This window comes from Paenibacillus sp. HW567 (genome assembly GCF_000374185.1).
Taxonomy (GTDB): domain Bacteria; phylum Bacillota; class Bacilli; order Paenibacillales; family Paenibacillaceae; genus Paenibacillus_AQ.
This window is the reverse complement of sequence record NZ_KB910518.1, coordinates 5,084,677-5,107,119: the sequence shown is the minus strand read 5'-3', so window position 1 is coordinate 5,107,119 and position 22,443 is coordinate 5,084,677. Positions and strand designations below refer to the sequence as shown.

Here is a 22,443-nt window from a genome sequence, read left to right as displayed (position 1 = left end):
CTTGTTCCGAATTTACTTCCCCAAAGCAATTACAGCGGGAAATGTTATATAATGCAGAATATATAAGCTACGCAGTTACGATCAAAGTATAATAGCAGCACAGGAGAGAGGCAGCACATGACAACCTTATTGGTAACAGGGTACCGTGCGCATGAGCTCGGCATTTTTGACAGCAAGCATCAAGGAATACCCTATATTAAAAAAGCGCTGATGAACAGGCTGATTCCGCTCATTGAAGAGGGGGTGGACTGGATCATTACACCCGGACAATACGGTGTGGACCTATGGGCGTGCGAGGTTGTGCTGGAGCTGAAACAGCAGTATCCCGGTCTGAAGCTGGGCATTATTACAGCGCATGCTGCTCCTGAGGAGAAGTGGAAGGAAGAGAAGCAGAACGAATACCGGCGGGTTGTTGCCGGAGCGGATTACTACGGGGCTGTAAGCAATGCTCCGTATGACGGAAGCTGGCAGTTCCGGGCCAGGGATGATCTGCTGTTCCGCAAAAGCGACGGCATTCTCCTCTTCTATGATGAGGAAGCCGCCGAGGGAAGCTCGAAATTCATCAAGGAGCGGGCGCTGAAGCTGCATGCTGAGGGGGATTACAGCCTCTATGTGATACATGCCGAAGAAATTCAGAATATTGCAGATGAAGAGAGCCAGCGCGGCTATGAATGAGGGGGGTGCACCCATGAATTCCGGGATTATTGAAGAGGATATTTGTTATGTTATTTTGCTGAGTCCAACAGAGCAGGACAAAAGAGATATGGACATCATCCGGGCCCATGTCAAGCATTTGCAGGAGCTGGAACGCAGCGGCCAGCTTGTAATGCGCGGTCCCTTCGACGACAGTCCGGGCGGCATGGTGATCATTCGTGCGGAGTCCCGCGAAGAGGCTCAGCGGATTGCCGGGCGTGATCCATATATTCTGACAGGCGTCCGCAGCTATGAACTTCGCACCTGGAGCCTGTCGCATGCAGGCAACCGGCACATGGGGATAGCGGTGGAGGCGGAATAAGAAAGGGGCTGTTCCTTGTTGAAGGACAGCCCCTTTTTTTGGAAATATAAGCGATTTATAAGTTTCACGCCAGCAATCATTATAATTTTCCTCGCTGAAACCAATGCCGCTTCTTTCAGAGGACGGCAAAGCCGGTTCTGCTTACTTAATGAAGCTCTGCAGTGAGGGTGCTCTGCGGACTTTGTAATTCTGCTCGTAGGCATAGGCCAGCCGGATCAGTACCGGCTCCTGGTACGCTTGCGCCGCGAAGGTTACGCCGAAGGGAACCCCGGCGGAGGTGTAGCCGGAGGGGACGACGATGGACGGATAACCCGCCCTTGAGGTGATTCGCACACCGAAATCGGCCGGGAACAGCAGCGCGTCAAGCTGATGCTCCCTCATTGTGGCGTCCATGCCAAGCTCCTTGCAGAGTCTGAGATCAGTTGCCCGGTCACGCAAATATTGCGGCTCGGTGAGCGTGCCTGAGGTTGTGTATTCGGCATCCAGCAGGGTGGCTTGTCCGAATCTCAGCGTCTCCGTCGGATGGGCATGATTGAAGTCGATTATATCCTTCAGCGTCCGCATTGGCGCTCCCGGACCAAGCTGCGACAGGTAGGCGTTCAGAGAGGTTTTGAATTCGTTCAGCACTACGGAAGAGTATTTGATGTCCCGCGCCGTCCGGATGTCTGCCGGATCAATAATGGTAGCCCCGAGTTCGCGCATCCGATCCACCGAGGCGTTGAAGAGTGCAAGCTGCTCGTCAGTCAGCTCCTCAAAGTAATAATCCCGGGGAATGCCGATCCGTGCGCCTGGCAGTCCGTTCGGGTCAAGGAAGACGGTGTAGTCCCCGTGCAGCCTGCCTGCGCCTGTCCCCATGGCGGCATCGCTGCTATCCATCCCCAGCATCGCGTTCAGCAGCAGCACCGCATCGCGGACCGTCCGCGCCATAGGACCGGGCGTATCCTGTGTGTTCGAGAGCGGCAGAATGCCGGAGCGGCTGAGCAGGCCGACCGTTGGCTTGATGCCGATAACCGAGCCAAGGTTGCCGGGATTGAGAATCGAGCCGGAGGTTTCCGTACCGACAGACACGGCGCAGAAGCTGCAGGCTACGGCTACTGCCGACCCGGCGCTGGAGCCGCCAGTAGGTGTAGATATGTTGTAGGGGTTAAGCACCTGTCCCCCGCGCGAGCTGTAGCCGGACGGCATGCCGTTCGTCATGAAATTGGCGAATTCCGTCATATTAGCTTTTCCCATAATGACCGCCCCGGCTTCGCGCAGCTTGGTGACAAGGAAGGCATCCTCCCCGGCAAAAGAATTCGCCAGGGCCAGTGATCCCGCACTGGTATGCATTTTATCCCCGGTGTTAATATTGTCCTTCAGCAAGACAGGTATGCCGTGCAGCGGGCCCCGGGGACCTTGCAGGGAGCGTTCCACATCCAGAGATTCCGCGATGAACAGGGCATCCGGGTTAATCTCCAGGACGGAGTTAACCGTCAGCCCGTTTTTGTCATGCTCAGCGATGCGTTCCAGATACATGAGGACTAATTGTTTTGACGTGATTGTGCCGTTGTCCATTGCTGACTGAATCTCTGGAATGGTAGCCTCTACGATTTCAAAACTCATGCAGGTTCACGCTTCTTTCCCTGTAGGATAGGCGCGGGATCATTTGTCTGCCGGACTCCAAGGGAATTGGCCCGCTCCGGCAATAAAGGAAACTATGCAATCAGGTGATGTCTTGCGAGGGAGCAAACCCTTCCTCCGCCAAATACTCATGGGCTTCTTCAAGCGTTTCGAAGGCCATCTCCAGGTGAAGCCCGGCATAGAGGTACCACAGGTCATCCTCCAGCTTCAGGCTTAAGGCGTGCCCCTCTTTATTGGTCCACAGCGTATCGTTTCCGGCCGCCTTTTTTTTCTTTCGTTTGCCGGAAGCGGGAGGCTCCGGAATAAACATGGACAGGGAGGTGATGGATGCCTCAAGAAGGCTCCGCAGCTCAGCTTCCCCGTAGTCCCGGATGTTCACCATGCCTTTGTCATCCGTCTCATAGCCCCGCAGCAGCCCTGCATATACAAAACCGTTGCCGCTCGGATGCAAATGGAACGCTACGGTTTTCTTCTCATGACGGCTTTGCTCAAAGTGGTAGTTCACCCGTCCGAGCGATACATTTTTCCGTTCAAGCTGGGGGTAAGAATCGAGAATTTCCAATTTCTGTTCAAAAGTAAGCATATACATCCTCCGGTTCACGGTTTCTATTGATCAACTAGTGGAGCAATCGGATTGATTATACCATGCAGCCCCTGCAAGGACTATGAAATGCACGGCGTCCTGTCGCAGGACTAATCCCACAGCGGCAGGGTTACCACAAATGAGCAGCCTTGCTCCCTGTTGTCGCCAAGCTGCAGGCTTCCGCCCATCGCTTCCGCGAGCAGGCGGCTGAAGGTAAGGCCAAGACCCAGTCCGCGAAGGATGCTTTGCTTGTCGCTGCTGCGGAAGAAGGCCTCGAAGATTAGCTCGCGGTTGTCCGGCTCAATGCCTTTTCCGTTATCGGTAACGGTGATTTCGGCCTGGCCCTGCGGGGACTGGGCAAGACGGATATTCAACTGAAGCTGGTGCCCCTGCCGTCTGGCCTGCACGCTGTTATTAAGCAGATTGACGATAATCTGCTGGATGCGCAGCGGGTCTCCCCGCAGCAGCAGCGGTTTAGCAGGAAGCTGGAGATCAGGCTCCAGGACATCCCCGTTCTGCGTGAGCTTCCACTGGTAGACAATTTCCTCCAGCAGCGGTACGGCATCCAGCCGGTCATGACGGATGGCGACAATGCCTGCGGTCAGGGCATTGTAATCCAGAAGATCAGCAACCATGCGCTGCAGTCTTTCTGCCTCCAGCAAGGCGATATCGAGGAACTCGTCCGCCTCCTCGTCCTCGACGATGCCTTCGCGTACCGCATGGACCAGGCCCTTGATCGACGTGACCGGCGTCTTCAGCTCATGGGAGACTCCGGCCAGCATAACCGCCCTGGACTGCTCGAATTGCTGCAGCTTGCCGGCCATCTCCTGAAAGGATAACAGCAGCTCATGGATTTCCCGTTCCTTGGCTTCCGTCTCGAGAACGATATTATATTCGCCGCCGCTGATCTGCGAGGCAGCGGCGGCTACCCGCTGAATCGGCTGGGCCAGCTTGATGGACAAGAGATAGATGGTCAGCCAGCTTAAGATGATCAGGAAGATCACAATAATGAAGAAAAAGGTGATCTCCTCCCGGGGAATATACTTGAGCGTGCGTTTGGCCTGCAGCACCATCACATGTCCGAGTGTTTGGCTGTTTCCTTGGATCGTTGCAACCGCAGTTTTGAATTCTGGGCTGCGCGCTGCGTCCAGGCTGTCATTTAGCTCATAGCGCATCTGTTCTTCCGTCATCTGCGGCTGCGAGAACAGCAGCTCGCCCTTGGCCCCTGTAATGATGACGCACATTTCCGCTGTCAATTTGAAGAACCGCTTGCGGTCCTCAATCAGGGAATCCAGGGCCGGGGTGATATTCAGATTCCCGTCTGCACCGATGCTGCGGTCGGCAATCTCCTGGGCAAGCAGCCCGGTGGTCTGCATGCGGTTGTTCATCGCTTCCTGCTGAATCCACCAGAAGGTTACCAGTGCGGTGAGCAGCAGCCCGCTGCTGATGATCAGCAGATAACGGATCGTCCAGTAGGAGAGGATGGAGGTGTGTTTTCTCCGCTTCTTCAGGTGGTCCATAATTGGTACCCCGTTCCGCGCAGTGTGCGGATCTCCCCTTCAGCGGCAGGCCAGTGCGAAAGCGCCTGACGCAGCCTTTTGATCGACAGATCCACCGCCCGGTCGCTCCCCTCATAATCCATCTCCCATACATGCTCAAGCAACTGGTCCCTCGTGCAGATCTGATTCGGGCGCTCCGCCAGGAACAGCAGCACCGACATATCGAGCGGACTTAGGGACACTTCAGCTCCGTTCAGGAATACGCTGCGGGCGCCAAAATCAATAAACAGACTGCCGAAATGGCGTTTGCGGCTGCCGTCAGACCACTGGGACGGGCGGCGCAGCACCGCATTTACACGTGCCACCACCTCTTCAGGGATGAAGGGCTTGGACATATAATCATCGGCCCCGCCGTCCAGTCCGGCCAGGCGGTCCGCTATGCCGTCCTTGGCCGTCAGCATAATTACGGGACAACTGCTTTTCTCGCGGATAAGGCCAAGCAGCTCGAAGCCGTCCATATTCGGCAGCATGATGTCGAGCAGGATCAGGGAGGGCGGCGCAGCCTCGAAGGCTTCCAGCGCAGTGCGCCCGTCGGCGGCGCGGGTCACATGGAAGTCCGCTTTTTTCAGATAGGCGCTAAGCACCCGGGCAATCGCTTCTTCATCTTCAACAATCAGAATGGATTTCATCATATTACAGCAAGCCTCCTTAACAAGTCCGGCGGGATGGCAATCGTTCCCGGGACAGCGGCCTTGAATTTAGTAAAAATTAAGACAATTTTAACACAGGTGCAGGGTGATGCGCTTTGACTTATTCCCGACATATTGCTTTGTTAGAATGGGAGCCAAGCCATAGAGATCATATGAAAATTATGGATGGAGGAAAATAGGATGAAGAAAAAAACAATCGCCATAGTCGCCGCAGGAGTCGTTGTCATAGGAGCCATCACGGCTTTTACCTTATTAAGAAACAGCTTGGGCAATAATGTTGAAATCGAGTCCGTCATTCCGGCCCAGACGCAAGGAACAGCAAACGGAACCAGCTCTGCAAATGGAGCAGCATCGTCGGCGGGAGCAGCCGTTACAGCGGAACAATTGAACGGTGCATGGAAAATAGCAGACACTTCGAAAGTATACTGGTCGGTAACGACCTCGCAGGAAACAGTTAATTTCGTGGACCCTTCCGTTACAGGAACCTGGAACGTGAATCTGGACGATGCCAGTGCGATGACCGGTGAAGGTACGGTGGAGATGAGCGCGCTGGATTCCGGCAACGGCCAGAGAGATGAGCATGTGAAGAGTGCGGATTACCTGTCGGCAACAGAATTTCCACAGTCCACCTTTGTTGTGAAGTCGTTCTCCGAGCTGCCGGCTGAATGGACAGAGGGCACAGCGGTACCTGTACAATTGCAGGGAACAATGACCGTCAAAGGCATTGCGAAGGACGTTACCTTTGATTCTCAAGCGGTGTATAGCGGCGGACAGCTTATGCTGTCAGGCAAAACAACTGTAACCTTTGCAGATTTCGGTATGGCCAATCCCCATTCGATTGTACTGGACACGGAGAATAATCTTGAGGTTCGTCTGGAGCTTGTACTGGCGAAATAACAGGACCGTCCCACTGGATAAGCTAAAATAACTCTTCCCGGCTGCTGCGCCTGCGCGGTTTTCGGGAAGAGTTTTTTGCTTTGTGAACAAATTGCTGAAGCGGTCAAAGTAATCCCAGGCAGGATGACGATAGAGAATATATAATGGAAGGAGCTGCTTAAGTTGCCTGAGTACCTAAGCTTGTGCGTGACGGAATTCCGGAGAATGAAGAATACATACATGAGCTGGGAATGAAATTGCGTGAGTTATATAAATTGAACTAAAGAAAAAATAAAAAGGGCAGAAGTGACGGAGGGGAAGTTTGGAACTGTAGTAGCGGTCATAATCAAGAAATCTGCAGACGGGCAACGGCCGGAAGTCCAAACATTCCCCGCAGTTACGACCAGACCCCAATATGAAAATCTATAGTTCAATTTTATATAGCCGTCCCTTCGGTTGGCCTAAGTATAGGAGGATGATACTTCATGTTCAAAAGCAAGCAGACAATGATCATAAGCAGTATTGCTGCGATGATCCCTATATTGCTGTACATCTATCTCTACCCTAAGATGCCGGATTTTGTGCCGATTCATTATGATGGGGCGACGGCCGACCGGTTTGTGAATAAATGGAGTACGGAGTTGCTACTGATATGCCTGTTTGGCTGGTTCGGCTTTATTTTTATCCGGCTGCTTCACCTATTGCTGCGCAAATTGTTCCTGAAAAGCTACATCCAGGATCTTGCACTCATCAGCCGGATCTGGAATGCGGCAACGCTGCTTGTGACGGTGGGGTTTTCCGCAATCAGCGTATACGCGTTGCTCGCTATGGTGTGACAGCCTGCGGTGACGCTTGTATACGCTAATTATAGTTTGGTAGAATCAAGGGGATCAGGTCCAAACACAAGGAGGATTAACTTTTTATGATAAAAGATAACGCTTACAAAGTGAAGTGGGGAATTCTCAGCACCGGCTGGATCGCGCACCAGTTCGCGACAGATCTGGCTCATGCCAGCAATGGGATTGCTTATGCTGTCGGCTCGCGCAATCAGGAAAGCGCCGATGAATTCGCCAGCAATCACGGCATTCCCGTGGCCTATGCCACCTATGAGGATTTGGTAAATGACCCGGAGGTGGATGCAATCTATATCGGGACGCCGCATCCGTTCCATAAAGACAATGCGCTGCTCGCGCTGCGTGCCGGGAAGGCTGTTCTCTGCGAGAAGCCTTTTACCGTGAACAGCGGCGAGCTGGAAGAGGTTGTGTCTTATGCCCGTGAGCATAAGCTGTTCCTGATGGAAGCGATGTGGAGCCGCTATATTCCGGCCAATGCCAAGGTCAGAGAATGGATTGCCGCAGAGCGGATCGGAGAGGTCCGGCTGGTCCAGGCCGATCTCGGCTTCCGCGCAGAATGGAATCCGCAGAGCCGTCTGCTGAATCCGGCGCTGGGCGGCGGGGCGCTGCTGGATGTCGGCATTTATCCGATTTCTTTTGCCTCCATGATCTTCGGGCCGCATCCTGAGAGTATCGCCAGCACCGTGCATATGGGTGAAACGGGTGTAGATGAGCATTTCTCGCTGCTGCTGTCCTATGGCGGGGGCAAAACAGCGGCTTTGAGCGGCGGAGTCCGCCTCAATATGCTCCAGGAGGCCAAAGTGTTCGGAACGCAAGGCCACATCATTGTGAAGGGCTCCTTCGTGAATCCGAAATCGGCCGAATTATATGTCGATGGCGAGCTGGCTGAGACCTTTGAGGATGACCGGACATCTATCGGCTACGCCTTCGAAGCGGAGGAAGTAGGCCGCTGCCTGCAGGCGGGACTTACGGAGAGTCCGGTGCTGACGCTGGATGAATCCCTGGCAATCCTGAAGCTGCTCGATCAGGTCCGCGCCCAGTGGGGGCTTGCTTATCCCGGCGAATAAACGCTGAATAGATTCTTAGATGCCAAGGCGCTCATAAATGTTCAGATTACCCATACAGGAGGTGCGAAAAAATGACACTGAGCAGCGACCGGTATCAAGGCTGCCTGCAAGGGCTGGCGGCGGGCGATGCCTTAGGGACCACCGCCGAATTCAAGGCGCCCGGCACGTTTGCACCGCTTGTGGACATCACCGGTGGCGGTGTGTTCGAGCTCCAGCCGGGGCAGTGGACAGACGATACCTCAATGGCGTTGTGCCTTGCGGACAGCCTGCTTGCGGTCCGGGGCTTTGACCCCGCCGATCAGATGCGGCGGTATGTCAAATGGTTCCGCGAGGGCTACCTGGGCAGCACGGGCGAGTGCTTCGACATCGGGAATGCCACGCGCTCCGCATTGCTGCATTTCGAGGCCAGCGGCGAAGGCTACAGCGGCTCGGCAGACCCGCTTGCCGCCGGTAACGGCTCGATCATGCGTCTGGCACCCGTGGCCATGTATTACGCGGAGGACCCGGCAAACGCCATAGAGTATGCGGCGCGAAGCTCGCGCACGACACATGCGGCTACCGAATGCGTAGATGCCTGCCGCCTGATGGCGGCGTATATCCTCGCCGGGCTGCACGGCTGGAGCAAGCAGAAGATGCTTGCTCCCGAAGCCTTCGGGGGCTGGCTGCACGAGGAGAAGCTGACGCGCAGCATCCAGGACATTAAGCGCGGGTCCTACAAGCATAAAGAACCGCCGGACATTCAAGGCTCGGGTTATGTGGTGCAATCCCTGGAAGCCGCGCTTTGGGCCTTTCACAGATCCTCCAGCTTTGCTGAAGGCGCACTGCTCGCCGTCAATTTGGGCAATGATGCTGACACCACAGGCGCAGTTTACGGGCAGATTGCCGGTGCATACTACGGACTGGACGGCATTCCTGCCGAATGGTCCGCAAAGCTCGCCATGCAAGGGCTGATTAGCGATTATGCGGGACGGCTGTTTTCGGAGCGGGCCGGGAGGTAAGAGATTCTTGCAGGTCTAAGCGGATTTCTTCTATATGAATGGGGAGGAATCCGCTACAGGGCCAAAGATCAGCTTGACCTTGCAGTATACTTCAACGTTTATGATCTAAGCAGCTTCAATTCATAACGTGGAGGGACTGTATCATGAGAGTATTTGAGATCATTGTCATTTTGGTTATTGTGGGAGCAACGGCGGGCATCCTGTTCGTAAAAAGAAACCGGAAGCTGGATGCCGGCTTGCTGGTGTCTGTGGTGCTGGCAGCTCTGCTGCATGGAGTTATAGAGCATTACCGCATCCAGATGGTTCCGGCGTACGCGGCGGCGCTGGGGCTGATTATTGTGTTAATCCTTAGATGGGTTAAGCCTGAGGTGAAGAGCAGAACCGGGTCCTGGTCACGGGTTAAAAAGAGCCTGCAGCTCACCCTGGTATTGGCCCTCTCGGGCATGGCTGTATACCTGAGTCAACTGCTCCCCGTATTCACGATGCCTGAGCCTACCGGCAGCTACGCAATCGGCACGTTCTCCCGCCAGCTTACGGATGAATCCCGCGAGGAGACGCTGAGCGCTGACCCGGGGGACAAGCGGGAGCTGATGGTGAATGTCTGGTATCCCGTTGACCCAAAGACGGCTGAAGGCAGAGCGAAGGAGCATTATCCTTCGGAGCTTGGGGAAGCGATCAGTCTGGTGTTCGGTTTGCCGAAGCAGCTTTTCAGCCATGTTACTGAAATTCCTACGCATGTTGTTGCTGGAGCCGAGCTGTCCGCAGCGGAATCCGGCTATCCGGTGCTGCTGTTCTCGCCGGGTGTGCGTTCCACGCGTTTTCAGAGCATGACAGCCATCGAAGAGCTGGTCAGCCACGGCTATATTGTAGTGGGAATGGATCATCCGTATACTTCGGCCAAGGTTACTTTCCCGGATGGAAGCTCTATTTTCTATGAGCCTGAACCTAAGTTTGATACTTCGGCAGAGCTGTATGCCAATAATGTAAAAGGAGTCGCCATCCGTGCTGCCGATGCCAGCTTCGTGCTGGATACGCTCACAGCGTGGAACACGCAGGACCCGAACGGGCTGCTGCAAGGCAAGCTGGACCTGGACCGTGTTGGAATCTTCGGGCATTCCTATGGCGGGGCAACTACGGCAGAAGCGCTGGCCCAGGACAAGCGGTTCAAGGCGGGAGTGAGTCTGGAGGGCGGATTCTGGGGCAAGGTTGCCCATACCGGGCTGGAGCAGCCTTTTATGTATATGATGACCGGCGGTACGGCGCAAAGCCTTGACCCTGCGGCAACGAAGAAGGACAAGGTATTCTATGAGGAATTCGCTCCCGATCTGGAATCGGCCATGACCAATAGCACGGGTGACACCTACTATCTGACCGTCGAGCATTTCATCCATCAGAGCTTTACGGAGATCGCGCTGCTGTCGCCGTCTCTTTTTGCCAAAGACATTGACCCGGTGCATAATATTGACATCACCCGCTCCTATGTAAGAGCCTTTTTCGATCAATACTTGAAGGGTGAGCCGCAGAACCTGCTGGATGGCCCGTCGCCTGACTTCCCTGAAGTGAAGTTTGACCAGAAATATACGAAAAAGCGGATGTAGGAGGAACGCCCATGGAAGGGATGACGCGCGGAGAATTGGCGAAGCGGACAGGGCTGAGCACGGCGGCCATCCGCTATTACGAGGACAGCGGCATTCTGCCTGTTCCCGCACGGATTGCTAATGGTTACCGGAGCTACACGGCGGATTACCTGGTGAAGATCAAGTTCATCAAAGACGCCCAATCCCTGGGGTACTCGCTTAAGGAAATTCAGGAAGTGCTGCAGATGCTGGGCCAGGACATGGAGCCGGAGACGCTAAGAGAGCTGGTTCGGGGCAAAATCACGGAAATCGACGAGCGGGTAAAGATACTGCGTTCCATCCAGAATTTGCTTGCCGGTCTGCTTCAGACACCTGATGAAGAGGTTCACGATTATCTGGAATCGTTTCGCCCGCTGGAGCCAAACTGACTGAAAAAGAGGTCCAGGCAGCACTCATTGCTGCCTGGACCTCCTGTTTTTTATGGTGATTTATTGCTTATCCCCTCAGCATCCAATTATTTTGCAGAGACGGATTTGTACCAATCGTTAACTTCCTTCGTGATCTGGTCACCGCCGTTGGCTTTCCAGTTGGTGACGAATTCGTCGAACGCATCGGCCGGTAATTTGCCGTAGATGATTTTGTTGAAGGTTTCCATCTCGGACTGGCGCAGCAGGTTCCACTTGGAGACCATAGTCGGTGTTGCCGCACCGGTGAAATAGTTCTGCTTGCGGATGTCCTGCTGTGACATTACGATTTTGGCGGCAGCCCAGTTCTCCGGCTTGCGGAACTCAGCCATTTGCTTCTCATAAGGCGTTTCCGGTTTCTGGCCGTCTGCAAGCTTAACGAGAGTCTTCATGTACAGATCAGGAATACGGGCCGGACCGGTCAGGAACGGGAATTCATTGGAGAAGTCTTTAATCTTTTCTTTGTCGCTGGTAGGCTGACCGTCAATGATATCCCAGTCGTAGCCTTTGGCGAAGCCATATTCATACTTGCTGCCTGCGGCCGGATTAGCGACGTTATCAAGCAAATAGTTGTAGTACAGGAAGATGGCTTCCGGGTGCTTGGCATCTTTATTGATCATGATACTGGCGTTGACGCCGGAATTCTGCCATTTGGTGCCGATCTTGCCATCCGGTCCTGCCGGAATTGGATAAGCTTTGTATTTGGAGCCTTTAACATTCTTGAGCAGGTCGGGAGCAGGCCAGTCGGGAACCCAGTTGGCTCCCGGCAGAATGCCTGCGGTGCCTTTTGTCCAGCTCTCGGCGGATTTGCCTTCATCCCACAGAGCGGAGTCGGCATGAATATAACCTTTATCCATCCATTCCTTCAGCTTCGCAAGAGCCTGCTTTGCGCCCGGGTTAATGGAGCCATACTCCAGATTGCCGTTCGCATCCTTGTTCCATTGCTCCTCGATGGTGCCGTAAGCTCCAAACAGCCAGTCGAGCGAGCCCATCCAGGTGTTTGTGTTATTTTTGAGCGAAATGGCCAGCGGATACACATCTTTGGGAGCCAGACCATCAGGGTTCTGGTTCTTGAATTTGTCCATAATGTTCTCTAAATCGGCAATGGTCTTGGGAGCCTGAAGATTCAGCTTCTCCATCCAATCCTCGCGGAGCCAGAGCAGGGTATCGTCATTGTCGGTGTATTCCATGATCGGCACATTGTATTTCTTGCCGTCTCTCATGAACGGATACCAGAGCTCAGGGTGTGCTGCGGCATGGTCCTTCAGAGTCTTGTTGGCGTATTTGTCAAACAGCTCGTCAATTGCAATGAATTGGCCGGAATCAATCAATTGATTCGTTAATACCGGATTGGTAGGCACTGATACGAAATCAGGCAGCTTCTCGCCGGAGGAAATCGCAAGCTGAAGCTTTTGTCTATATTGGTCGTCATTGGCAGGGTACCAGGTATCTTTATGTTTGATTCCCAGGGTCTCAAGCATCCAACGGTCATGTACGTTATTTTCCTTCGTGTCGCCCTGCACATACTTCTTCGGCATCAATACGGCGCTGATCTCAATCGGCGGATCGTATTTGCCTTTGGCGAAGGCGGCATCGGCTTCAGAAGTAGTGGCGCTATTGGAAGCGGCATTGCCTTTTGCTGCGTTGTCAGCGGATGTTCCGCAGGCTGTGAGTGTGACGAGAGCCGTGACTACGAGAAGCGAGCCTAGCTTGTTGAACTTAATCATTCATCATGTCCCCCTACTGTGTATGATCCTTACATGTGTACTGTACCAACTTTTCAGGGAGGGCATCTATATGAGTTTCTTAGTTTCGATAGGACTCTATCATGTTATTTCTTCCCGTCTCTATATTCCTGCGGCGTGACCCCGAATTGGCGTTTGAATACTTTGATAAAATAGGCGGGGTCCATATATCCGATCTCCGTGCTGATTTCATACACCTTTTTGGCGGTATTCTTCAGCATATGGCAGGCGCGTTCCATGCGTAGTCGCGAGATGTAGTCGCTGATGCCTTCACCCGTCTCGATCTTATAAATTTTGGATAAATGCGTAGGATGCAGATTGACGTGGTCCGCCAGCACCCGCAGGGAAACATCGAGATGCAGATTTTTATCCATAAATTCTTGTATTTTCTTCACGTAAAGGGAACGGATGTCTTTGATTTCACTTGAGGTTCCTTCCTTCAGCTTGCTAAGGACACTAAGCGACCACATTCTGAGCTTGTTGATGGAGGAGAAGGCTTCCCCGCTCTGCAGCGCTTCAATGTCCGTACCCAGCAACTTCGCCAGCGTATGCCCATTGCGGTGAGCCAGATTGGAAAAAGCGGCGGAGATCAGGAATCCGGCCTCCATACAGTGCTCCCAGGATTCGGGCCATTTCTCATCCAGCTCCGCACAGACGGCGGTCAGCTTGGCTTCGGCGGCTTCCCAATGCCCGGACTCCAGCAGATTAATCAGGGAAGGCGGGGTGTACAGCGCGTCCAGCGGCCCTTGCTCTGTCTGCTCATGAGAGTCGCTGACCCGCATGACGAATTCCCGCTCATCCCCGACAATCTGGCGGAAATAGGCCGCAGCCTGGCGGAACCGGTCATGCAGTTGCCCGGGGAACTTGAACCACTCTGTAATGACGATGGACAGGGAGCCCTTCAGAAATTGCCGCACCTTGTACTGAAGCTGCACTGAGAGCTGCTCCAGAAGCTTTTCTCTCCCCAGGTCGGCGGCTTGCGCCTTAAGCTGTAGCAGAAATACCAGGTAGCCATGCTCTTCCTTGACGCCCCAGACCTCCATACATTCACCAAAGATTTCTTCGGCCATATTGATGACCGCATACTCAATGAGCGGCTGGCCGTTGTTCTTATATTGCCCGAATTCCTCCTCCAGCCTGACCAGCATCAGGGCGCAGTCTCCACTGCTGAACGGCAGACCGTAATTTCCAAGCTTGCGTTCCCACTCATCTGCGGGCATCCGGTGACCCTGCAAGGCATCCAGAAGCAGTTGGCCGCGCAGCAGCGGCAGGTTCTCCCGCAGGGTATATTGGGTCCGCTCCAGGGAGCTGATCAGCTCCCACTCCGCATTAATTTGTGCAATGGCGGTCTGGACGGCATCCAGCAATTCCTTGTCTGTCGGCGGCTTAAGCAGATAGTCTACAGCGCTGTGCTGGATGGCGCTTTTGGCGAACTCAAAGTCCGAATGCCCGGATAAAATAATGCATTTAATTTTCTTATCCCGTCTTCGTATCCGTTCGATCAGCTCCAGTCCCGTCATTTCCGGCATCTGAATATCAGAGATCACAATATCTATCGGGTTCGTTTCGATGATCTGAAGTGCCTCGGAGGCGGAATAGGCCTTGTGTACTTGTTCGATTCCCAGCGTGTGCCAGGGTTTGGTCATGGACAGGTTATCCACCCAGTGCGCTTCATCGTCAACTATGATCAATTGCATGCTGCAGGTCTCCTTGTAAGTTGGTATGGGGCTGATCATCTTCATCGGCCGGAATTTCCCAGATAATCTCTGTCCGAAATCCTCCCAGCGGCGATTCCTTGAAATGCAGAGAGGAGTTATTGCCGAATTGGTGCATAATCCGCTGATTCGTATTCCACAGGCCGCAGCCCATTTCTTCCCGCAGCGGCTCCCGCATCTTGCGGTTCAGCGCTTCCTGCTGCTCCGGGCTGAGGCCCGGACCGTCGTCATCAACATACACCCGGCAGCAGCCGCCGGAAATCTCGCCGCTGATCCTGATTTCACCTGAGCTATAAGACTTTCCAACCCCATGAATCACAGAGTTCTCCACAATGGGCTGCAGCAGGAGGCGAGGTATGGAATGCTTCAGCATCTCCTTCGGGATATCAATGTGATATTCAATTCGTCCGTTGCGCAGCTTCTGAATATCCAGATAGTTGACGAGCAGCTTGACTTCATCGTCCAAGGTGGCTGTATCCCGTTCCATCCGGGTTGTGTAGCGATAGTAAGCGCTTAAATTGTAGGCCATTGACACAACGGCTTCCTCATCCTTCATTTGAGCCATATTGATAATATAACCAAGGCAATTGTAGAGGAAATGCGGATTGATCTGCGCCTGAAGCTGCTTCAATGTAGCTTCCCGGGCGCGGATTTTTTCGTTGAAGACATTCTCGATCAGGTCCTGAATCTGATGGGACATATCATTGAACCGGTGGAAGAGAAACGAGAACTCGTTCTGATCCTGGGTGTGGAGGCGCACGGTATAGTCCCCCCGCTGTACACGCCGGAGTCCTTTGATCAGCTTCATGATTGGCCGCTGAACGTTCCGGTATAGCAGAATGGATGCGGAAATTCCAACGACAAACAGCAGCAGCATGGATACATAGAATAAATCCCGGCTGACCGAGATTGGCCCGAGAATACGTTCAAGTGGAACAATATCAACCAGATACCAATCCAGATTGGAGGATTTCACCGAGCTGACCAGATACTTTTTCCCCTCCAGAATGACCACATGCTGTGTGCTGCTGTCCGGTGAATGCTCATCCAGATAAGTGATCAATTCACCGGTTAGCTGCTGGTCGGCACTGCGGTTCAGAATTGGGGCATCGCCTTTGTGATAAAAGAACGGGTCGCCCTGTCCCCCTGCCTTGTACGTGTCCAGCATGTTCTGGATATTCTGATAGCTGAAGCTGGCTTCAACCACCAGATCGCTTCCCGTAAACGTTCCCTGCGGGGCAATAGAATCGGTATAGAACCAGTAAAAAGCCTTGGATTGTCCCGAAGCCCCGTTCCCGCCGTCGCTGTACGTCCATTTGCCGCTCATATTTTTTTTCAAATAGTTTTCATCGTACCCTGTCGGCTTGTCGTAATTGGAGATGACATCCTTGTTCTGCTGGGAATATACGGCGTATCTGGCCGGCCAGATATCCGTCACCCCGGACTGGAGCATCATTTTCTCTTGAATGACATAACGGGTCTGCATATGGTCATAGCGGTCTTCCCACATATTGAGGCCGTTGAATTTACGGACATTCGGATCTTTCGAGAATACCAGGCTGAAATCCATCATCTGGTTGATCCGCGAATCAATCTGACTGGACAAAAAAGTAAGCTGTTTCGTATTGGATTCCTGCAGCTCTTTACTTACGACATCAAAGGTAACGTCATTTGAATACGTATACACGATGATGATCGGCACGAACAGCACGATAATGAGACTGTTCATTTTGGCAAACAGACTAAACCTGCTCCACCTGGTCCAGGCCCTTTCTATGACGAACGTGTAAGCTTTTCTTAGACCCATCCTTATCCCCCCCCAGACGATGCCCCTAATAAATCCCTATGCGAGCCTAACAAAGTAATATATAAAACCTCAAAAATGCTTGCTACTATTTATAACAGAGATTGATACAACACACAAAATTTTTTTTTGAAAGCGGGAGAAGCGATGGAAGCTAACACTATACAGCAGGTGAATCCTGGGAAGAAGCCGCGTACATCGGGGAAAAAAGGGTATAAGCAGCCGTGGATGCTTCACTTTATGGTGCTGCCGGCGGCAGTTATGGTGTTTATATTTTCTTATATTCCTATGGGCGGAATTCTTATGGCCTTTCAGGATTATAAGCCGGCGCTCGGATTCGTAGATTCTCCTTGGGTGGGGCTCAAGCATTTCGAATATATGTGGCAAAATGATTATTTCCTGCAAATTACGTGGAATACGCTGTTCTTCGCCTGCTCCAAAATGGTGATGAACCTGATTATCCCGTTCTTCTTCGCTTTACTGCTGAATGAGGTCAGAAAAATGGCGCTCAAAAGAACGATTCAGACGCTTGTCTACCTGCCGCACTTCTTATCCTGGGTTACCCTTTCGGGAATCCTGATTGATATGCTTGCCCAGACAGGACTCATCAACCAGTTCATCTCCAGCGTGTTCGGCATTAAGCCGATTTTCTTCCTGGGCGACGGCAACTGGTTTCGGTTCACGATTATTGCGAGCGATGTCTGGAAGGAATTCGGCTTCAACATGATCATCTTCCTGGCGGCGCTTTCCGGCATTAATCCCGCGCTGTATGAGGCAGCCGAGGTGGATGGGGCGGGGCGCTGGAAGCAGACGCTCTACATTACCATTCCCGCCCTGATCCCGATTGCAATCGTGGTTGCAACGCTGGCGCTGGGCAACGTGCTGAACGCGAACTTTGACCAGGTGTTCAACCTGTACAGTCCTTTGATCTATCAGCAGGGCGATATTATTGACACATTCGTATACAGAGAGGGGCTTCTCAGCGGGCAGTTCAGCTTTGCCACTGCGGTAAATCTGTTCAAATCGGCGATAAGCCTAATCTTGATCGTGATCTCCTACCGGCTGGCTTACCGGTTTGCCGGCTATAGAATCTTTTAGAAGGGATGACCGCTTATGTATCACAAAACAGTGTCCTACCGCATATTCAGCGTTATCAATAATGTCTTCCTTACGGTGATTTCCGTGCTCTGTCTGCTTCCGCTGTATCATCTGTTGATGGTGTCGCTCAGTGCATCCGCTCCGGCCAATGCCGGGCTGGTGACCTTTTGGCCTATCGGGTTCACCTTTGAAGCTTATGCCAAGACGTTTGACAACGCTAACTTTCTCTCCGCCTTGTGGGTGTCCGTAGAACGGACTGTGCTGGGAACGGCAATGGCCTTGGTGGTAAATACCATTGCTGCCTATGCGCTCTCGAAGGAAACCCATGTATTTCGGGCACGCAATATTTATCTCTGGTATTTCGTTGTCACCATGCTGTTCAGCGGCGGTCTGATTCCCGGCTACCTTCTGATTCTGAAGCTTGGGCTGATGGATTCCCTGATGGCGCTGATCCTTCCGGGACTGGTGGCTGTCTTCAATATCATCCTGCTGCTCAATTTCTTCCGTACAGTGCCCAAAGACCTCGAAGAAGCGGCCTTTATTGACGGGGCGGGGCAGTTCCGCACCTTCTACAGCGTGTATTTGCCGGTGTCCTTACCGGTGCTGGCCACGGTGTCCTTGTTCATTATGGTAGGGCATTGGAATTCGTATTTCGACGGGATTATCTATATCAAGGATGCTTCAAGGCTCCCGCTGGCGACCTTTATGCAGACGATCATCGTGCAGGCAGATATGTCGAAGCTCGATCCGGCTGCCGTGGCGAATCTGTCGCAGCGCACCATCCGGGCGTCGCAGATTTTTATAAGCGCTTTGCCGATTTTGCTGGTCTATCCGTTCTTGCAGCGGTATTTTGTAACCGGGATTGTTGTCGGAGCGGTAAAAGAATAGCCGGTCTGCAGCGGTGTCTGCCGCTGAAGGCACACATAAAAGAGCCGATGTTCCCCTGTAAAGGAGGGCATCGGCTCTTTATTATACGGCCGGCATCGGCCGAAGGCGGGGAGTTGGGCCGGCAACAACGGCAGAAATGCCGTTGTTGGTTCTGCGCCGGGCAGTGGGCTCGGGAACAACGGCAGAAATGCCGTTGTAGGGTCCGCGCCGGGCAGTTGGCTCGGGAATAACGGCAGAAATGCCGTTGTAGGGTCCGCGCCGGGCAGTTGGCTCGGGAACAACGGCAGAAATGCCGCTGTAGGGTCCGCGCCGGGCAGTTAGCTCGGCAACAACGGCAGAAATGCCGTTGTTGGTTCCGCGCCGGGCAGTGGGCTCGGGAATAACGGCAGAAATGCCGTTGTAGGGTCCGTGCTGGGCAGTTTGTTTTTTGTTACTTAGGAGGACTTGCAGCAACGCCGTTGGCTGATACGCCTACGCCGTCTGTGTATATCATTTTGCCGCTGTAATATCCGGTTCCGAGCACAAGTCCGCAGGAGGCAAGGGCAACGGCCAAATACAGCACCAGTGGAGCTTTTACGAAAGCCCGTTTACCTTTCCGGCAGATCAACAATCTCCTTACAACTAGCAGGGAGACTGCTCAGGCGGTTAATGCCACGTTCTGGCTCCTGCGTGGCCGGACTCAGCCGTAGGCCGCTAACCGCGTACGTTTCCACATAACCCAGGGTCGTTATTTCAGGATAGAATCCGCATAGTTGCTTCCTCTGCAGCGCTTATATGGCTCATTATAGCCAGCCCGTAAAAATGAAAAAATAATGAAATCACTACAGCAGACAAAAAAAGGCAGCGGGTGCATCACTCCGCTGCCTTATCCTATTGCTGCTTGGTGTTAAGGGGTTAAACTCAGACTCTGACTCCCCAATGTCTCTACAACAAATACAGGTACATACTGCTCTCCGGCATCAGTCTCCGCGTAGTCGTAACTATTCTGGAACTGGCCGCTGGCCAGCACCGGGCCAGTAATCTGGCCGACGTTGCCTTGAAGCACAATATACCGCCCGCCTGAACCGGCTACGGTTCTGCCGGCAGAGTCGATATAAATATCGAGATGTAAGGATACTTTCTCAAAGGGGTGAAGCTCCAGATCAGCGGCTTCAATCACCGGATACTCCTGATAGATTTCGGAGAACTGGTAGCTGCCATTTGTCTGGCGGTACACGGCTGTCTGTCCGCTCACGCCATCTCCGGTATCGGCATTCATTACGCGGATAGAGCCGTCATCCGGCTTCAGCTCGTAGCCGCTGCCGGCAAAGGAGAAGAGCAGGGAAATGCCTTCAGGCTTGATCGTATAGGCGTTAAAAGCGGTCCGTCCATCTTCGCGGCTGCCCCGGGCCACTACAACCGGAACCTTGGCATAGGCGGACAACGAGTCATCAAAAGCAAGGCTGCTAAGAGCTTCATAGCCTGAAATCATATCTCCGGTCCGTGTGGAGACCGTACCATCACCCTTCATATCCGCATAATACAGGCGTCCGCTGCTGTCAGTTCCGGCAACAGCAAGCTTCACGCCGTAACGCCCAGTGACAGTGACCACATGCGCGTATTTGCCCGGCTCCTCACCGCCGGGTAACAGACGAACCGGCTCGGCGGCGTTCCAGGCGACCTGTGCCGCGGCTATCTCCGCCGCTGTATACTGAAGCGGGGACAGGTCGCCGTAGAGCCGGATCGCTTCCGCGTATTGTCCGCCCCGGACCATTCGCGCAGCGCTTCGGAGCAGCTTTGCGGTGCTGCTGTCAATCAGGGTCAGCACCTTGGAGGAGGCCAGGCCAGCCGACGCGGCGTATTTGCGGTAAGCCGCGGCATGCCCGGAGAAGGCGGCAATACGTTCACCATCGACATCCTTGCGGAGAATTGTCTTCGCGCTGTCCTCTGTCTGCTGTCCCACCCAAGGCGCATTGTAGCTGTGGCTGCTGTACGCTTCCGTCAGAGACAAGGCGTTGTCCAGCAGAAGACTGAAGCTGCCGGCTGCCGCCAGAGCTTTCAGCCTGGCGGTATCGTGGGCCTTGAACTTTGCGGCGAGAAGTTCTTCCTTATTCTTGGCACTTCCATAATATGTATCTGGAATCTGCAGCAGGCTCCACTTGAAGCTGTCACTATCGGCACCGGTGCTGTTGCCGCTGGTTACGCTGCTCTGGCCCGCCGCAAGCCCGGCAAGAAACTGTGCCTTGAACTGCTGGAATCCTGCGGTCAGCTTATCTGAAATGCCTGAATCAGCCGATAGGCGGCGATAATAAGACTCATAGGGTCCGCCTGATATCATATATTGGCTTTTCAGGCTGAACAGGGAGGCGTAGCTCTCCATAAATCCGGTGAAATTTGCGGTAGTCAACTGATCCTCTATCATCAATGCCAAGGTATTCAGTCCGCTGCGGATCGTTGTGATCGGAGCCAGCTCCTGCAGCCTTGAGGCAATCAGCTCTTCCTTGTACATAATGGAAGAATTCTTGCCTGCCAGGCGGAACTGTTGCTCGGCGGCAATCAGGTCTCCAGCGGCGTACAGCCGCTCAGCCTCCCGGACAGCCGTTATCTTGCTGTCAAGCCGCAGAACCTTCTGTCCCAGAAGCACCAGCATCAACGTACACAGAATGATCATAATATTGCGCAGGGATATGGCTTGTTTGAACGTCATATTATAGAAGTCCCTTCGTTCAATATAAGGCTGCTTTTCATACAATAATTAAAAATCCGGGTCCCAGCGGTATTTGGCTTCCCGGACCTCCGCCACCCTAAGATCAAGTCCGTTCCAGGCCTCGTAGGGACTGGCGGCGATCATTTTGGATAAGCGCAGAAAACGGTCCCTGGGCAGGTCCTCCAGGTACCTTCCGAGCATGCCGGAGTAGAGCAGCGCGTAACGCTTCAGACGTACAGCCGCTCCGGCGACGCCGGTCAATATGGCGACACCATTATTCATCTCGAGAATCTGTACCTCGTAGGCTTTGACATAGCGCAGCGTGCGGTCCTTAATAAGGTCGGGCCGCACCTTGGCAATCTCGCCTATATATTCAGCGAGCAGCGGTTCGAAATCCTTGAGCAGCAACTGCTCAAGCTCCAGGTACATATCCTTGCGGAGCTGGAAGCCGTGCAAGAGGGCGACGCGCTGGCGGGCGATCCGGTCCCCGCGCAGCAGGATAGAGATTTCGCGCAGCTTCTCGTAAGCCAGCACATCATTTTCACGGAGCACGGAAACTGCCTCCTGACGGTTGATTTCCAGCCCATCCCAGACCTTGTCGATGCTCTTGCCAAGCAGCGCGTTCAGCGCATACAGATTTTCGTTCTGCCGCACTTTGCGCTGCGTATAGTAGAACAGTCCGGCCAGCACGATGCCGCCGGCGCCGCACAGCACCATCTGCTCCAGGCTTTGGCCGAAATAGACCGAGCCCAGGGTGAGCAGAAGGAGGAACAGGAGCCGGGTGTGCATTTTACGTCCGGCAAGGGCTGTGGCCTGCTTCTCTACCGGAATCAGCGAGGCGCTGCCGCATTTGCCGCACCGTTCCTCACCGAGCGCGGTATAACGGCCGCAGCGCCGGCAGATGCGCAGCTTGTCAGTGACGTAACGCGGGGCCTTGAAGGACCGGAAGGTAACGGGCTTTTTCTTATTTACGGGCATGGTCTCCTCCATTCAGTGCGGCCAGCAGCCGCTCGTCGATGTCATCACGGGTAAGCGGCTTGCGCATGCGTGAAGCATAAATGAGAATCTGAATGACGGCATAAAGAAACGTAATCCCTAGAATGACGTATGAAATCATGGAACTCTTCCTTTCTTCTTGGAAGCATGGTAGTCCTAAAGTTGAAGTTTACAAGGTTTAATTATATCATAATGGCATGCTATTGACAGAATTTAGCTATGCTGCCGGCCGTGTCACCTGAGCCGAA

22 protein-coding genes are annotated in these 22,443 nt (G+C 53.5%); 10 read left to right on the top strand and 12 right to left on the bottom strand.

The genetic code is table 11. The annotated features are described in order from the left end of the window. The first annotated feature begins 117 nt into the window (after positions 1-117). Entirely contained in the window at positions 118-675 is a 558-nt protein-coding gene (locus B212_RS0122620) for a DUF1273 domain-containing protein (protein ID WP_019913415.1), read from the top strand. Positions 676-688: 13 nt separating this feature from the next. Next, a complete protein-coding gene (locus tag B212_RS0122615; RefSeq protein ID WP_019913414.1) occupies positions 689-1,015 on the top strand; it encodes a YciI family protein in 327 nt (108 codons plus the stop codon). Between the two features lie 141 nt (positions 1,016-1,156). On the opposite strand, the gene B212_RS0122610 is transcribed toward B212_RS0122615, so the two are convergent. The 4 genes from B212_RS0122610 to B212_RS0122595 all read right to left on the bottom strand — a co-directional run bounded on the left by B212_RS0122610 (position 1,157) and on the right by B212_RS0122595 (position 5,406). After that, a complete protein-coding gene (locus B212_RS0122610) occupies positions 1,157-2,617 on the bottom strand; it encodes an amidase family protein (RefSeq protein ID WP_019913413.1) in 1,461 nt (486 codons plus the stop codon). A gap of 100 nt (positions 2,618-2,717) precedes the next feature. Next, a complete protein-coding gene (locus B212_RS0122605; protein WP_019913412.1) occupies positions 2,718-3,218 on the bottom strand; it encodes a hypothetical protein in 501 nt (166 codons plus the stop codon). Positions 3,219-3,328: 110 nt separating this feature from the next. Further along, a complete protein-coding gene (locus B212_RS0122600) occupies positions 3,329-4,738 on the bottom strand; it encodes a HAMP domain-containing sensor histidine kinase (protein WP_019913411.1) in 1,410 nt (469 codons plus the stop codon). Beyond that, on the bottom strand, positions 4,726-5,406 hold the full coding sequence (locus tag B212_RS0122595; protein ID WP_028531003.1) for a response regulator transcription factor: 681 nt from the start codon (positions 5,404-5,406) through the stop codon (positions 4,726-4,728). The genes B212_RS0122600 and B212_RS0122595 overlap by 13 nt, the downstream gene beginning before the upstream one ends. A gap of 201 nt (positions 5,407-5,607) precedes the next feature. Between B212_RS0122595 and B212_RS0122590 the strand changes: the two genes are divergently transcribed. The 6 genes from B212_RS0122590 to B212_RS0122565 all read left to right on the top strand — a co-directional run bounded on the left by B212_RS0122590 (position 5,608) and on the right by B212_RS0122565 (position 11,227). Beyond that, the gene (locus B212_RS0122590) at positions 5,608-6,324 is read left to right on the top strand and encodes a YceI family protein (protein ID WP_019913409.1); all 717 of its coding nucleotides are present in this window, start codon (positions 5,608-5,610) and stop codon (positions 6,322-6,324) included. 464 nt (positions 6,325-6,788) lie between these two features. Further along, positions 6,789-7,139 carry a DUF1648 domain-containing protein gene (locus B212_RS0122585; RefSeq protein WP_019913408.1) on the top strand — a complete coding sequence of 117 codons (351 nt, stop codon included), beginning with the start codon at positions 6,789-6,791 and terminating at the stop codon, positions 7,137-7,139. Positions 7,140-7,225: 86 nt separating this feature from the next. After that, positions 7,226-8,224, top strand: a complete 999-nt coding sequence (locus B212_RS0122580; RefSeq protein ID WP_019913407.1) for a Gfo/Idh/MocA family protein — start codon at positions 7,226-7,228, stop codon at positions 8,222-8,224. Between the two features lie 71 nt (positions 8,225-8,295). Further along, positions 8,296-9,222: an ADP-ribosylglycohydrolase family protein gene (locus tag B212_RS0122575; protein WP_019913405.1), complete on the top strand. Its 927-nt coding sequence runs from the start codon at positions 8,296-8,298 to the stop codon at positions 9,220-9,222. A 143-nt stretch (positions 9,223-9,365) separates the two neighbouring features. Then, a complete protein-coding gene (locus B212_RS0122570) occupies positions 9,366-10,820 on the top strand; it encodes an alpha/beta hydrolase family protein (protein WP_019913403.1) in 1,455 nt (484 codons plus the stop codon). 11 nt (positions 10,821-10,831) lie between these two features. Continuing rightward, positions 10,832-11,227: a MerR family transcriptional regulator gene (locus tag B212_RS0122565; protein ID WP_019913401.1), complete on the top strand. Its 396-nt coding sequence runs from the start codon at positions 10,832-10,834 to the stop codon at positions 11,225-11,227. Positions 11,228-11,313: 86 nt separating this feature from the next. Here the strand turns inward: B212_RS0122565 and B212_RS0122560 are convergent, their stop codons facing one another. The 3 genes from B212_RS0122560 to B212_RS0122550 all read right to left on the bottom strand — a co-directional run bounded on the left by B212_RS0122560 (position 11,314) and on the right by B212_RS0122550 (position 16,530). Further along, positions 11,314-12,990 carry an ABC transporter substrate-binding protein gene (locus B212_RS0122560; protein ID WP_019913400.1) on the bottom strand — a complete coding sequence of 559 codons (1,677 nt, stop codon included), beginning with the start codon at positions 12,988-12,990 and terminating at the stop codon, positions 11,314-11,316. A gap of 104 nt (positions 12,991-13,094) precedes the next feature. Further along, positions 13,095-14,705 carry a response regulator gene (locus B212_RS0122555; protein WP_019913399.1) on the bottom strand — a complete coding sequence of 537 codons (1,611 nt, stop codon included), beginning with the start codon at positions 14,703-14,705 and terminating at the stop codon, positions 13,095-13,097. Beyond that, positions 14,686-16,530, bottom strand: a complete 1,845-nt coding sequence (locus B212_RS0122550; protein WP_051128185.1) for a sensor histidine kinase — start codon at positions 16,528-16,530, stop codon at positions 14,686-14,688. Before B212_RS0122550 ends, B212_RS0122555 begins: the two co-directional genes overlap by 20 nt. A 144-nt stretch (positions 16,531-16,674) precedes the next feature. Between B212_RS0122550 and B212_RS0122545 the strand changes: the two genes are divergently transcribed. Beyond that, a complete protein-coding gene (locus B212_RS0122545) occupies positions 16,675-17,625 on the top strand; it encodes an ABC transporter permease (RefSeq protein WP_019913397.1) in 951 nt (316 codons plus the stop codon). 15 nt (positions 17,626-17,640) lie between these two features. Continuing rightward, on the top strand, positions 17,641-18,513 hold the full coding sequence (locus tag B212_RS0122540; protein ID WP_019913396.1) for a carbohydrate ABC transporter permease: 873 nt from the start codon (positions 17,641-17,643) through the stop codon (positions 18,511-18,513). A gap of 81 nt (positions 18,514-18,594) precedes the next feature. Here B212_RS0122540 and B212_RS0122535 read toward each other — a convergent pair whose 3' ends face one another. The 5 genes from B212_RS0122535 to B212_RS34690 all read right to left on the bottom strand — a co-directional run bounded on the left by B212_RS0122535 (position 18,595) and on the right by B212_RS34690 (position 22,316). Next, positions 18,595-18,966: a hypothetical protein gene (locus B212_RS0122535; protein WP_019913395.1), complete on the bottom strand. Its 372-nt coding sequence runs from the start codon at positions 18,964-18,966 to the stop codon at positions 18,595-18,597. Continuing rightward, complete coding sequence (locus B212_RS34695; protein ID WP_156830187.1) at positions 18,944-19,123, bottom strand: hypothetical protein; 180 nt, start codon at positions 19,121-19,123, stop codon at positions 18,944-18,946. The genes B212_RS0122535 and B212_RS34695 overlap by 23 nt, the downstream gene beginning before the upstream one ends. Positions 19,124-19,399: 276 nt before the next feature. Then, entirely contained in the window at positions 19,400-21,199 is a 1,800-nt protein-coding gene (locus B212_RS0122525; RefSeq protein ID WP_019913393.1) for a hypothetical protein, read from the bottom strand. A 48-nt stretch (positions 21,200-21,247) separates the two neighbouring features. Continuing rightward, positions 21,248-22,177, bottom strand: a complete 930-nt coding sequence (locus tag B212_RS0122520) for a hypothetical protein (protein ID WP_019913392.1) — start codon at positions 22,175-22,177, stop codon at positions 21,248-21,250. Then, the gene (locus tag B212_RS34690) at positions 22,164-22,316 is read right to left on the bottom strand and encodes a hypothetical protein (RefSeq protein WP_019913391.1); all 153 of its coding nucleotides are present in this window, start codon (positions 22,314-22,316) and stop codon (positions 22,164-22,166) included. Before B212_RS34690 ends, B212_RS0122520 begins: the two co-directional genes overlap by 14 nt. Positions 22,317-22,443 lie beyond the last annotated feature (127 nt).

Bases quoted from the DNA above. Each gene is read 5' to 3' on its own strand.
- B212_RS0122620 (WP_019913415.1), top strand. From the start codon at position 118: ATGACAACCTTATTGGTAACAGGGTACCGTGCGCATGAGCTCGGCATT.
- B212_RS0122615 (WP_019913414.1), top strand. From the start codon at position 689: ATGAATTCCGGGATTATTGAAGAGGATATTTGTTATGTTATTTTGCTG.
- B212_RS0122610 (WP_019913413.1), bottom strand. From the start codon at position 2,617: ATGAGTTTTGAAATCGTAGAGGCTACCATTCCAGAGATTCAGTCAGCA.
- B212_RS0122605 (WP_019913412.1), bottom strand. From the start codon at position 3,218: ATGCTTACTTTTGAACAGAAATTGGAAATTCTCGATTCTTACCCCCAG.
- B212_RS0122600 (WP_019913411.1), bottom strand. From the start codon at position 4,738: ATGGACCACCTGAAGAAGCGGAGAAAACACACCTCCATCCTCTCCTAC.
- B212_RS0122595 (WP_028531003.1), bottom strand. From the start codon at position 5,406: ATGAAATCCATTCTGATTGTTGAAGATGAAGAAGCGATTGCCCGGGTG.
- B212_RS0122590 (WP_019913409.1), top strand. From the start codon at position 5,608: ATGAAGAAAAAAACAATCGCCATAGTCGCCGCAGGAGTCGTTGTCATA.
- B212_RS0122585 (WP_019913408.1), top strand. From the start codon at position 6,789: ATGTTCAAAAGCAAGCAGACAATGATCATAAGCAGTATTGCTGCGATG.
- B212_RS0122580 (WP_019913407.1), top strand. From the start codon at position 7,226: ATGATAAAAGATAACGCTTACAAAGTGAAGTGGGGAATTCTCAGCACC.
- B212_RS0122575 (WP_019913405.1), top strand. From the start codon at position 8,296: ATGACACTGAGCAGCGACCGGTATCAAGGCTGCCTGCAAGGGCTGGCG.
- B212_RS0122570 (WP_019913403.1), top strand. From the start codon at position 9,366: ATGAGAGTATTTGAGATCATTGTCATTTTGGTTATTGTGGGAGCAACG.
- B212_RS0122565 (WP_019913401.1), top strand. From the start codon at position 10,832: ATGGAAGGGATGACGCGCGGAGAATTGGCGAAGCGGACAGGGCTGAGC.
- B212_RS0122560 (WP_019913400.1), bottom strand. From the start codon at position 12,990: ATGATTAAGTTCAACAAGCTAGGCTCGCTTCTCGTAGTCACGGCTCTC.
- B212_RS0122555 (WP_019913399.1), bottom strand. From the start codon at position 14,705: ATGCAATTGATCATAGTTGACGATGAAGCGCACTGGGTGGATAACCTG.
- B212_RS0122550 (WP_051128185.1), bottom strand. From the start codon at position 16,530: ATGGGTCTAAGAAAAGCTTACACGTTCGTCATAGAAAGGGCCTGGACC.
- B212_RS0122545 (WP_019913397.1), top strand. From the start codon at position 16,675: ATGGAAGCTAACACTATACAGCAGGTGAATCCTGGGAAGAAGCCGCGT.
- B212_RS0122540 (WP_019913396.1), top strand. From the start codon at position 17,641: ATGTATCACAAAACAGTGTCCTACCGCATATTCAGCGTTATCAATAAT.
- B212_RS0122525 (WP_019913393.1), bottom strand. From the start codon at position 21,199: ATGACGTTCAAACAAGCCATATCCCTGCGCAATATTATGATCATTCTG.
- B212_RS0122520 (WP_019913392.1), bottom strand. From the start codon at position 22,177: ATGCCCGTAAATAAGAAAAAGCCCGTTACCTTCCGGTCCTTCAAGGCC.
- B212_RS34690 (WP_019913391.1), bottom strand. From the start codon at position 22,316: ATGATTTCATACGTCATTCTAGGGATTACGTTTCTTTATGCCGTCATT.